This window comes from Pseudomonas sp. COW5 (assembly GCF_026240005.1).
GTDB lineage: Bacteria > Pseudomonadota > Gammaproteobacteria > Pseudomonadales > Pseudomonadaceae > Aquipseudomonas > Aquipseudomonas kribbensis.
The window spans coordinates 2,104,822-2,116,083 of record NZ_JAPHVP010000001.1; the positions used below are offsets into that span (position 1 = coordinate 2,104,822).

Annotated in this window: 10 protein-coding genes and 1 tRNA gene; 3 read left to right on the top strand and 8 right to left on the bottom strand. The window is 61.1% G+C overall.

Going from position 1 to position 11,262, the window contains the following annotated elements; translation table 11 throughout:
* Positions 1-129 precede the first annotated feature (129 nt).
* Positions 130-312: a sulfur starvation response protein OscA gene (oscA, locus tag OQ248_RS09545; RefSeq protein ID WP_085712654.1), complete on the bottom strand. Its 183-nt coding sequence runs from the start codon at positions 310-312 to the stop codon at positions 130-132.
* Between the two features lie 190 nt (positions 313-502).
* Positions 503-2,422 (bottom strand): phosphodiesterase DibA, encoded by a 1,920-nt coding sequence (gene dibA, locus OQ248_RS09550; RefSeq protein WP_265812695.1) that lies wholly within the window; start codon positions 2,420-2,422, stop codon positions 503-505.
* A gap of 146 nt (positions 2,423-2,568) precedes the next feature.
* Here dibA and desA point away from each other — a divergent pair, with 146 nt between their 5' ends.
* Complete coding sequence (desA, locus tag OQ248_RS09555) at positions 2,569-3,753, top strand: delta-9 fatty acid desaturase DesA (RefSeq protein WP_265812696.1); 1,185 nt, start codon at positions 2,569-2,571, stop codon at positions 3,751-3,753.
* A 144-nt stretch (positions 3,754-3,897) separates the two neighbouring features.
* Positions 3,898-4,887, top strand: a complete 990-nt coding sequence (locus tag OQ248_RS09560; protein ID WP_265812697.1) for a sensor domain-containing diguanylate cyclase — start codon at positions 3,898-3,900, stop codon at positions 4,885-4,887.
* 25 nt (positions 4,888-4,912) lie between these two features.
* Here the strand turns inward: OQ248_RS09560 and OQ248_RS09565 are convergent, their stop codons facing one another.
* The 3 genes from OQ248_RS09565 to gabD all read right to left on the bottom strand — a co-directional run bounded on the left by OQ248_RS09565 (position 4,913) and on the right by gabD (position 9,172).
* Positions 4,913-6,124: a response regulator gene (locus tag OQ248_RS09565; protein WP_114880967.1), complete on the bottom strand. Its 1,212-nt coding sequence runs from the start codon at positions 6,122-6,124 to the stop codon at positions 4,913-4,915.
* A 141-nt stretch (positions 6,125-6,265) separates the two neighbouring features.
* Positions 6,266-7,543, bottom strand: a complete 1,278-nt coding sequence (gene gabT / locus OQ248_RS09570; RefSeq protein WP_085684283.1) for a 4-aminobutyrate--2-oxoglutarate transaminase — start codon at positions 7,541-7,543, stop codon at positions 6,266-6,268.
* Positions 7,544-7,729: 186 nt separating this feature from the next.
* On the bottom strand, positions 7,730-9,172 hold the full coding sequence (gene gabD, locus OQ248_RS09575) for an NADP-dependent succinate-semialdehyde dehydrogenase (RefSeq protein ID WP_085712649.1): 1,443 nt from the start codon (positions 9,170-9,172) through the stop codon (positions 7,730-7,732).
* Between the two features lie 444 nt (positions 9,173-9,616).
* Between gabD and OQ248_RS09580 the strand changes: the two genes are divergently transcribed.
* Positions 9,617-9,693 (top strand) — tRNA-Arg (locus tag OQ248_RS09580).
* 66 nt (positions 9,694-9,759) lie between these two features.
* On the opposite strand, the gene OQ248_RS09585 is transcribed toward OQ248_RS09580, so the two are convergent.
* From OQ248_RS09585 to OQ248_RS09595, 3 genes are read right to left on the bottom strand one after another with little or no spacing between them, the layout of a single operon-like run.
* Positions 9,760-10,029 (bottom strand): hypothetical protein, encoded by a 270-nt coding sequence (locus OQ248_RS09585; RefSeq protein ID WP_265812698.1) that lies wholly within the window; start codon positions 10,027-10,029, stop codon positions 9,760-9,762.
* 20 nt (positions 10,030-10,049) lie between these two features.
* The gene (locus OQ248_RS09590; protein WP_265812699.1) at positions 10,050-10,661 is read right to left on the bottom strand and encodes a hypothetical protein; all 612 of its coding nucleotides are present in this window, start codon (positions 10,659-10,661) and stop codon (positions 10,050-10,052) included.
* Positions 10,658-11,239 (bottom strand): RNA polymerase sigma factor, encoded by a 582-nt coding sequence (locus OQ248_RS09595; RefSeq protein ID WP_265815080.1) that lies wholly within the window; start codon positions 11,237-11,239, stop codon positions 10,658-10,660. The genes OQ248_RS09590 and OQ248_RS09595 overlap by 4 nt, the downstream gene beginning before the upstream one ends.
* Positions 11,240-11,262: the final 23 nt, after the last annotated feature.

Below are 11,262 nucleotides of genomic sequence, written 5' to 3' on the forward strand. Positions count from 1 at the left end.
GAAAGCTCCTGGAATTCTTGGTGGTGGCTTTTTCTTATGTATTGCTGGAATCGGATTGCTCATTCAGTGATCGCGCCTGCGGCAACTCCTGCGCATTGCCCCCTGCAGGAGCTGTCGCAGATGCGATCTTCAGGCCTGCTTGTTGCCCGGCTGCTGCAGACGGAATTTCTCTTTGCGTTCGATCTGGACGACTTGGGCGTTGTGCACAGTGATTTCCACCGCGCCGAAACGCAGGTCGCGCAAGGCGCTCTGGATTTCACGCAAGATGGTGGTTTCGTCCTGACCGTCAACGCTACGCAGGGATGCGCTCATGGTGCTGCTCCTTTGTATGGGATATGCCTGGCAGTGGGCGGCACTGCGTTCGGCGTGGGAGCAATATAAGAGAGGCGCAGATATTCTTAAAAAGACTATTTAAGAATGTTTATATAACTGGAAAACATTATGTGATGCAGCAAGGGTTTGCGGCGGATTTGCCCGTCCGCAAACCCGCTGCGCATATCCTTCAGCCGATTGCCGGCGCTCTGGCCCAGTCGATCTGTGCTTCAGGCACCGGCCGCCCGAACCAGTAGCCCTGTCCCAGATCGCACGCCTGCTCCAGCAGGAACGCCGCCTGCTCGGCCTGCTCGATGCCCTCGGCATGCACCTGCATGCCCATGCTGCGAGCCAGAGCGATGATCACCCGGACAATGGCGGCATCGTCCTCGTCCCAGGGCAGGCCGGCGACGAAACCCTGATCGATCTTCAGCTTCTGTACCGGCAGGCGTTTGAGCCGCAGCAGCGACGAATAACCGGTGCCAAAGTCATCGATGGCCAGACGAATCCCCAGTTCGCGCAGACGATGCATCTGCTCCAGCGCCACTTCCGGGTCATCCATGACTGCACTTTCGGTGACTTCCAGCTCCAGATACGCCGGATCGAGGCCGGTGTCGTGCAGCACCTGCGCCACCTGTTGATACAACTCGCGGCGGGCGAACAGTCGCGACGAAACGTTCACCGCGACAAACGACAGCACTACCCCGGCCTGCTGCCATTGGCACATCTGGCGGCAGGCCTGCTGCATCACCCAGGCGTCGATTTCCGAGATCATCCCGGTGCGCTCGGCAATCGGGATGAACTCCGCAGGTGACACCAGGCCACGCTGTGGGTGCTCCCAGCGCACCAGCGCCTCGACGCCGATCAGGCGGCTGGTCTGCAGGTCGTGGACGGGCTGGTAGTAGACCCGCAGCTCTTGTTGCTCCAGTGCGCGACGCAGTTCGAAGGCGATCTCGACCCGTTGCTGGGCGTGCGCCGTGAGTTCTTCGGTGTACAGCGCGTAGCCGTTGCGGCCGCTGCTCTTGGCCTTGAACAAAGCCGCATCGGCGTTGCGCAGCAGTTGTTCGGCGCTCAGGGCATCACTGGGAAACAGGCTGATGCCGAGGCTGGCGTTGATGAAGAGTTCATGGCCGTCGAGGCAGAACGGCTCCTTGAGTGCATCGAGAATCCGTTGGGCCAGAGCTGCGGCCTGCGCCGGCTGTGGACAACTTTCCATCAGTACCGCGAATTCATCGCCACCCAGCCGCGCCAGAGTGATTCCCGATCCGAACAGCGCCTGCAAACGCACGGCGACCGACTTGAGCAAACGGTCACCGATGTTGTGGCCGAGGCTGTCGTTGATCAATTTAAAGTGGTCCAGATCGACCATCAGCAGCGCGCAGCCGCGCTTGTGGGTCTGTGCCGAAGCCAGTGCCTGTTCGGCGCGGTCGCTGAACAGCAGGCGGTTGGGCAGGTCGGTCAGCGGGTCGTGGTGGGCCAGGTGCTTGAGCTCGTGCTCAGAGTCCTTGATCGCGCTGATGTCTGAAAACACCGCGACGTAATGACTGAGCCGGCCGTCCTCGTCGCGAATCACCCGGATGGTTTGCCACTGTGGATAAATCTCGCCGCTTTTTCGGCGGTTCCAGATCTCGCCGCTCCATTCATCCTGCGCCTGCAAGGTGGCGAACATCGCCTGATAGAAACCCGGAGGATGGTGCCCGGACTTGAACAGGCTGGGCTGCTGGCCAATGACTTCTTCACGCTGGTAGCCAGTGATTTCCATGAACGCGCGATTGACGTGCACGATCAGCCCCTGCCGGTCCGTGACCAGCACGCCTTCGCGGGTGCAATCAAACACCGCAGCGGCCTGACGCAGGCGTTCGCGATCGGCCTGGCGCTCACGCAACCGGGCACCGATACCCAGGCATTCGAACAGGCGCGCCCTGGCGAGAAAGATCAAACCGGCGCTGAACACCACAAAGGCATAGCCGTTGATCAGTTGCCAACGCAGCAACTGATCAGAGCTATCGAAGAAACTGTTCAATAAATAGCCAATGCCTTGCAGCCAGACAACGGCAAGAACCAGGTAAAGCAGCGCTGCACGCAAGGCATCGCGGTATGTGGCAGACATTCGGCCGTCCATGTCCCTACAAAAATGTCGGGATTATAGGTCAAGAAACATCCAGCCATCTCTTATCTGAAAGGGCGACTGGTTTTATCTGTGTGCTTGGTGATAATGCAACGGCTGTTTTTTCTCTATCGAGGGCCCTATAGCCTATGTGGTACGAAGGTTTTCTTGGCTTGTCGGCCTGGTCGCTGGTCGCCGTGACCCTGCTGATGACCCACGTGACGATTGTTGCCGTCACGGTCTACTTGCACCGCTACTCGGCCCATCGCTCCCTGGAGCTGAATGCCGGGCTTAAGCATTTCTTCCGTTTCTGGCTGTGGCTGACCACGGCGCAGAACACCCGCGAGTGGACCGCCATCCACCGCAAGCACCACGCCAAATGCGAAACCGAGGATGACCCGCACAGCCCGGTCGTCAAGGGCCTGTCCACCGTCCTGCGCAAGGGTGCCGAGCTGTACCGCGAAGAAGCGCAGAACCCCGAGACCCTGCGCATCTACGGCAAAAACTGCCCGGAAGACTGGATCGAGCGCAACCTCTACAGCCGCTATCGCCTGCTGGGCATCGCAATCATGGCGGTCATCGACCTGCTGCTGTTCGGCACCATCGGCATCACCATCTGGGCGATCCAGATGATGTGGATCCCGGTCTGGGCCGCAGGCGTGGTCAACGGTCTCGGCCATGCCATCGGCTACCGCAACTTCGAATGCCGCGATGCCGCGACCAATCTGGTGCCATGGGGCATCCTGATCGGCGGCGAAGAGCTGCACAACAACCATCACACCTACCCCAACTCGGCCAAGCTGTCGGTCAAGAAGTGGGAGTTCGACCTCGGCTGGGCCTGGATCCAGGTCTTCAGCTTCCTGCGTCTGGCCAAGGTGCAGCGCGTTGCGCCGATCGCCCACCGCGTCGAAGGCAAGGGCAGCCTGGACATGGACACCGCCATGGCGATCCTCAACAACCGCTTCCAGATCATGGCCCAATACCGCAAGCTGGTGATCGGCCCGCTGGTCAAGCAGGAACTGGCCAAGGTCGATCATTCGGTACGCCACCAGTTCCACCGCGCCAAGCGTCTGCTTTCCCGTGAAACCAGCCTGCTGGAGGATCGCCACCACGCGCGCATCCAGAGCATGCTCGAGCACAGCCAGGCGCTGAAGGTAATCTACGAGAAACGCCTGGCCCTGCAGCAGATCTGGGTCAAGACCAGCGCAAATGGCCACGACATGCTCGCCGCCATCAAGGAATGGGTTCACGAGGCCGAGGCCAGTGGCATCCAGTCCCTGCGCGAATTCGCCGACCAGTTGAAAACCTACTCGCTGCGCCCTGCCGCCGTCTGATGCCGTTGATCGGTGCGCCCGGCTCCCGGGCGCACCCTTCGGAACTTCACCCCCGATCCCCTATCTCAAAGACACTTCGCCACCCTGGCGGGCTGTCCCGTGGCCGTTGTCGACTTCCCGGCACGCCCTTTGAGATCCGTGTCGATGGTCAACAACAATCAAAAAGACTCATCCCTTCCCCAGTGGCCCGAGGCCGCACAGACCCTGATGGCATTGATGCACGCCCAGGGCGAAGTCGCGCGCCTGAGCGAACGCGAACAGTTGTTCAGCTCGCTGCTGGTCAGCGTCAACGCCGTGCTTTGGGCCTTCAACTGGGAAACCCGTCAGGTGCTGTACGTCAGCCCCGCCTATGAACGGATTTTCGGCCGTTCGGCCGCCCTGCTGCTGGCCGACTACAACCAGTGGCGTGACAGCATCTACCCCGACGACCTCGAGTACGCCGAACGCAGCCTCGCCGAAGTGCTGCACAAGGGCGCCGTGGAAGACCGCGAATACCGGATCATCGACGCTGACGGCCAGGTGCGCTGGATCAGCGACAAATGTTTCATCAACCGTCAGGAAGAACCGGGGCAACCGGTGATCATCGTCGGCATCGCCGAGGACATCACCGAAAAGAAACAGATGGAAACCGAGCTGCAACGCCTGGCCACCACCGATGTGCTGACCCAGAGCAGCAACCGTCGACACTTCTTCGAATGCGCCAATCGCGAGTTTGAAGAGGCCCGCCTGCAGGGGGCGCCACTGGCATTTCTGCTGCTGGACATCGATGACTTCAAGGTGATCAACGACACCTACGGTCACCCGGAAGGCGACATCGTACTGCAACGGATCGCCGAATGCGGGCGTGCCTCGCTGCGCCGGGGAGACCTGTTCGGACGGATTGGCGGTGAAGAGTTTGCTGCGGTTTTTCCGGGCTGCGCGCCGGACATGGCGATGCAGGTGGCCGAGCGGCTGCAACAGGAAATCCAGCGCTTGAGCTTCAGCCACGGCGAACAGACGTTCGGCATCACCGTCAGCCAGGGCCTGACCAGCCTCACCCCGGAAGACGAAAGCCTCGACGCCCTGTTCGCCCGGGCCGATGCAGCGATGTACGAGGCCAAGCGTCAGGGCAAGAACCGGATCATCTCGGCCTGAACAGCGTGCTGATGCGGGACAAGCGCTATTTGCGCATCCGCATCAGTTCCGGCAAGCCGATCTTGAGCAGGCGCGCCGTGCGGCTCTTCGCCAACTCCTCGACGCCCTCGTGCTCGGTCAGGCGCGCCATCTGCGCCGCCATGTTCATCACCAGCGCTTCGCGGGAGTACACCCCGCCACCGAGCTGGTATACGGATGCAATCAGCTCGCGCAGCTCCAGCGGCAAACGCCAGCGGGTGCGCAACGCCGAGCCGTACGCCGCACCGAATTCCGCCAGCGCATCGCCGACTTCTTCCAGTTCATCCAGCTCGCCGCCAGCCTGCTTCCACTCCTGCAAACAACGCAGCAATGCCAGATCGCCGAGACGATGGAGCATTCCGGCGCAGTAACAGCGCTCCTGATCCAGGTCGAGCAGACGCGCCAGGGTGCGCGCGTATTCAGCGGTGTGCAGCGACAGGCCCCAATAGCGCTCCGCGTAGTCCGCCAGACACGGATCGCTGAGTCGTGCACTGCGCTTGAGCGCCAGGCCGAGGATCAGATTCATGCTTTGCCCGGTGCCCAGGCGATGCAGCGCCTGGGCCAGGGTCTGTACCGCCGCGCCGTGGTGCTGAGCGGCGCTGTTGGCCGCTGCGATCAACACCGCAGTGATCTGCGGGTCGGTGCGGATTTCCTCTTCCAGCAGCTTCAGATCCAGCCCGTTGGGGTGGAGGCTGCGTTTGACCGCCACTTGCACGTCGGTCATCAACGGCGCGCCGTCGGCCTGCTCGCGACGACGCTCGAGGAACACCGACAGGGTCATGCCCGGCGCCAGTGCGGGCACTTCGCAGAAGACTTCCTGACCGGCATTGAGCAGCAGCCCCTGCAAACGCTCGGTCAGGCTTTCCATGTTCAGGGGTTTGGCCAGATAGGCCGTGGGGGCCAGCGGCAGGGCTTCGCGCACGCTGGCGCTGTCGTTGCGGCTGCTCATCAGAATGAACGGCAACGGCGGATTGCGTTTGCGCTGGCGGACACTGCGCAACACGTTCAAACCGTCGACGCCGGGCAACTCCCAGTCGACGATGGCCAGGTCATAGGGGACTTCGCCGAGCAGAGACATCGCCTCCTGACCATCAGCGCACAGATCCAGCCGCGCATCGCAGCGCACGTTGAGCAACACCTGTTTGAGCAGGTCACGAGACCAGGGGTCGGCCTCGGCAATCAGGACTCGGGGTACAGCGGGTAATTCGACGGCAGTCATGCTCGCCCTCCCTAGCAATGCTTGAACCTTAGCCAATGCTGGCGCTTCGATACAGCTCGAATGCGGGGTATGTGTTTCAGCAAGCGTAAAAAAACCCGCCGAAGCGGGTTTTTTGTCGATCCGATCACACAGTGCCCGGCATTACAGCTCCGAGAAGCACTCTTCGATGATCGCCAGACCTTTGTCCAGTTGCTCGTCCGGCGAGGTCAGCGGAACCAGTACGCGCAGAACGTTGCCGTAGGTGCCGCAGGACAGCAGGATCAGGCCCTTGTCGCGTGCCTTGGCCACCACCGCTGCTACGGCAGTCGGGTTTGGCTTGTGGCTGTCGCCGTTTTCGAACAGCTCGACTGCGATCATGGCGCCCAGGGCACGGACTTCGCCGATCACCGGGTACTTGGCCTGGATGGCCTTCAGACCGGTGACCAGACGCTCGCCGACAGCCTTGCAGCGATCCAGCAGTTTTTCTTCTTCGAACACTTCCATCACGGCCAGAGCAGCGGCGCAAGCGATCGGGCTACCGGCGTAGGTGCCGCCCAGGCCGCCTGGAGCGATGGCGTCCATGTATTCGGCCTTGCCGCACACACCGGCCAGCGGGAAGCCGCCAGCGATGGATTTGGCGAAGGTGGTCAGGTCGGCAGCAACGCCCATCTGTTCCATGGCGAAGAAAGTGCCGGTACGGCCAGCGCCGGTCTGCACTTCGTCAGCGATCAGCAGGATGCCGTGCTGGTCGCACAGGGCACGCAGACGCTTCATGAATTCTTTCGGCGCGACGTAGAAACCACCTTCACCCTGTACAGGCTCGATGATGATCGCGGCGATGTCTTTCGGCTCGGCGTCGTTCTTGAAAATGCGTTCGATGGAAGCGATCGAGTCGTCGATGCTCACGCCGTGCAGCTCGTTCGGGTACAGCGCACGGAAGATGCCGCCTGGCATCAGGCCCATGCCGGCCGAGTAAGGCACGACTTTACCGGTCAGGCCCAGGGTCATCATGGTACGGCCGTGGTAAGCGCCGGTGAAAGCGATCACGCCGGCACGGCCAGTGGCAGCACGGGCGATCTTCACGGCGTTTTCAACAGCCTCGGAACCGGTGGTCACCAGCAGGGTTTTCTTGGCGAAGTCGCCCGGCACGCGAGCGTTGATTTTTTCGCACAGCTCAACGTACGGCTCGTAGGCCAGAACCTGGAAGCAAGTGTGAGTCAGCTTGTTCAGCTGTTCGGTCACGGCAGCGATGATTTTCGGGTGCACGTGGCCGGTGTTCAGCACGGCGATACCGCCGGCGAAGTCGATGAACTCGCGACCTTCAACGTCGGTCACGGTGGCGTTCTTCGCGGACTCGGCGAAGATCGGGTGAATCTGGCCAACACCACGTGGAACAGCAGCGGTACGGCGGGCCATCAAGTCAGCGTTAGTCTTGCTCATTACAGTCCTCATTCACCGCTCATCGGGCGGCGTGGTTCAAGGATTAAGCGGGAGGAATCGGCGGTGGCAGCATGCGATGATCGACTGCCACGGCGTTCCCGGCCGCAGAGAAAATTCCGGTTTGAAACGACGCAAAGGGACAGCGCTCTCGTGCCCTTTGCGTTTACAGCGATCTACTACCGAGGCTTAGATGCCCAGGCAGAGGTATTTAATTTCCAGGTAATCTTCGATGCCGTACTTGGAGCCTTCACGGCCCAGACCCGAAGCCTTGATGCCGCCGAACGGCGCGACTTCGTTGGAGATCAACCCGGTGTTGACGCCGACCATGCCGTATTCCAGGGCTTCAGCCACACGGAACACACGGCCCAGGTCACGAGCGTAGAAGTACGAAGCCAGACCGAACTCGGTGTCGTTCGACATCGCGATCACTTCGGCTTCGTCTTTGAAGCGGAACAGCGGCGCCAGCGGACCGAAGGTTTCTTCCTTGGCCACTGCAGCATTTTTCGGCACGTTGGTCAGGATGGTCGGCTCGAAGAAGTTGCCTTCCATCTGCTTGCCGCCGGCCAGCACGGTGGCGCCTTTGGCAACGGCGTCGGCGATGTGCTCTTGGACCTTGGCTACAGCTTTCTCGTCGATCAGCGGACCGGTGGTGGTGCCGTCTTCCAGACCGTTGCCGATCTTCAGTTTGGCAACAGCCGCTTTCAGCTTCTCGGCGAAAGCGTCGTAGACCGAATCCTGAATGTACAGACGGTTGGCGCAGACGCAGGTCTGGCCGTTGTTGCGGTACTTGGAAATGATCGCGCCTTCGACGGCCTTATCCAGGTCCGCGTCGTCGAACACGATGAACGGCGCGTTGCCGCCCAGTTCCAGGGAAACTTTCTTGATGTCCTTGGCGCATTCCGACATCAGCTGACGACCGATTTCGGTCGAGCCAGTGAAGGACAGCTTGCGCACGATCGGGTTGCTGGTCAGCTCGCTGCCGATGTCGCCGGCGCTGCCGGACACCACGCTGAACACACCTTTAGGGATGCCGGCGCGCTGGGCCAGTTCGGCCAGGGCGAAAGCGGAGAAAGGAGTTTGCGAAGCTGGCTTGAGCACCATGGTGCAACCGGCGGCCAGCGCAGGACCTGCCTTGCGGGTGATCATCGCCGCCGGGAAGTTCCACGGGGTGATGGCGGCGGTCACGCCGATCGGCTGCTTGATCACGATCAGGCGCTTGTCAGGCTGGTGGCCCGGAATCACGTCACCGTAGATGCGCTTGGCTTCTTCGGCGAACCACTCGATGAACGAAGCGGCGTAGACGATTTCGCCCTTGGCTTCGGCCAGTGGCTTGCCCTGCTCCAGGGTCATCAGGCGAGCCAGGTCTTCCTGGTTTTCGATGATCAGCTCGAACCAGCGACGCAGTTTGCCTGCACGCTCCTTGGCAGTCAGTGCACGCCAGGCCGGCAGCGCTTTGTCAGCGGCTTCAATCGCGCGGCGGGTTTCGGCAGCGCCCATCTTCGGCACGGTGCCAAGGATTTCGCCGGTGGCCGGGTTGTTGACCTTGATCGTCTGACCGTTGTCCGCGTCGACCCAAGCGCCATCGATGAAGGCTTGCTGGCGGAACAACTGGGTGTCTTTAAGCTGCATGTCGGCTTTCCTTAACAGCACCGCGGCCAGCGCGGAGCAAAATTATGATTGTAGAAAGGCGCCTCGCAAGGCTGCCGTCAGGGAAATCATTCACCGGGCTCAAGCACCTGAATAGTGCACGGTTGCAAACACGTGCGGCTCGGCACCCGATCAAAGAGCGTTTGAAATCTCAAACGGATCCTAGGATCAAAGGGGGTAAAGGACAATAGGTCGTTCGAAAAAAAGAACAAAAACGCAGCTTTTGCCGGACTTTTCAGATCAACGAGCAACAAGCCTGCGCCGCAACGAAACCTTAGTTCAGTCCCGCCAAAGCGCCAAGCGAGCCTTTTGCAGGACGTTACAGCTTTATGGAATGCAGTGCTTTCGACCGACACGCGCACTGACAATAAGCGCCAAAACCCGGCATGGACGCCCCGAGCCGACCTAGGTATGATGTCGCCCGCTGCACCAGTAGCTCAGCTGGATAGAGTACTGCCCTCCGAAGGCAGGGGTCGTGGGTTCGAATCCCGCCTGGTGCGCCATGAACAGAAACGAAAAAGCCTCATGCCGAAAGGTCTGAGGCTTTTTTGTGCCTGCTGGTTGGCGAATCACTCCGTCGTCCAGTCAAACTCGTCGTATTCATCATCGTCTTCGTCGTCCTCGATCCACTCGTCATCAAGAACGTCTTCCTGCATATCCTCTTCTGCCTGCCTGGCCAGAAGAAACTCCTTGCGACTCTCGGTCACTGCTCGCCGCAGTTCTTCGCCCTTCACCGGGCAGTTGAGCATTTGGGCGATGCGGTCGATTTTTTGGGCCACGGCATCCTCCAGCGCATCGGCAATGCCCCGATAGTGCGCGTTTTTGTGGGGCAATGCCAAATGGCTGAGAGATCACCCGGTCAGTTCTGGTGGATTTGTTCGAGGCGCAGGTCCAGATTCACGCTCGGGTAACGCTTGTGCAGATTGTTGTACAGGGTGTCGGCAGCTTGTGATTGACCGGACTCGCGCAGGCGCAGGACTTCGCGCAGTTGCTCGTCGAGGCCATTGGCCGGGGCGGCGGCGCGCTTGCTGACTTTGGCTTCGTCAGCCCCGTCGGCGCTGATCGATTCGCTTTGCATCGGCGCGGCCATTTCCGCCATCGGTGCAGGCGCAGGCGCGGACAGCGCGCCAGCAGGGGCTGACAAGGTCCGGGACTCGATGGACTCCTTGCGGGCCAGTGGCGCAGCAGGTTTGGCAGCGGGGGCGAAATCGTAATGAGCCACAGGTTCCGGGGTGCGCTGCACCAGAGACAGCATCAGCGCGATGCCGACCAGACTGGCGAAAGCCACCTGATAACGCGGGATCTGACAAGTCTTGAGCCAGCGCTTCCACAGGCTCGGTTTCGGTACCGGGATCTGGCGATGCGCGCCGCTGATAATCAGTGCGTCGAGCTTCGCCGGGGGCTCGCCGTTCTGTTGCTCGCGGTAATGCTTGAGCAGTTGCTCTTCGGGTGTCTGGCGGGTGTCCGTCATGTCAGTACCTCCTCGGCCAGCAGCCGACGCAGTTTTTGCTGGGCGTAGCGCAAGCGGCTCTTGACGGTTTCCAGCGGTGTTTCGGTGAGGCTGGCGATTTGCGCCAGGTCGAGGTCGCCGTGGGCGCGCAGCAGGAACACTTCGCGCTGGTCGGCAGGCAGGGTTTGCAGCGCGCTGTCCAGGCGCAGGCTGTCGCGGCTGAGACTCAGCAGTTGTTCGGGGTCGCTCGCGTCGTCACTGACCGCATGGGTCTGTTCGTCGTAGCTGTCATGCAACGACTGATGGGCGCCGTTCTTGCGCCAGTGATCGATCAGACGATTGCGGGCAATCTGAAACAACCAGGTACGAAAAGTCGCCCGGCCTTGTGGCTGACTGGCGCTGCGGATCAGGCTCAGCCACGTTTCCTGATACACCTCTTCGGCCAGTTCCGGTTTGCCACTCAACCCGAGCAGAAACCGGTACAGGCTCTGGCGGTGGCGGGCGTACAAGATCTCGAACGCCTTGCCGTCGCCCTCGCGATAACGGGCCAGCAGCGATTCGTCGCTGCTGGCTTCAAGGCTGTCGGCGTTGGCAAACAGCTGACTGATAAACCCCTTCAGGC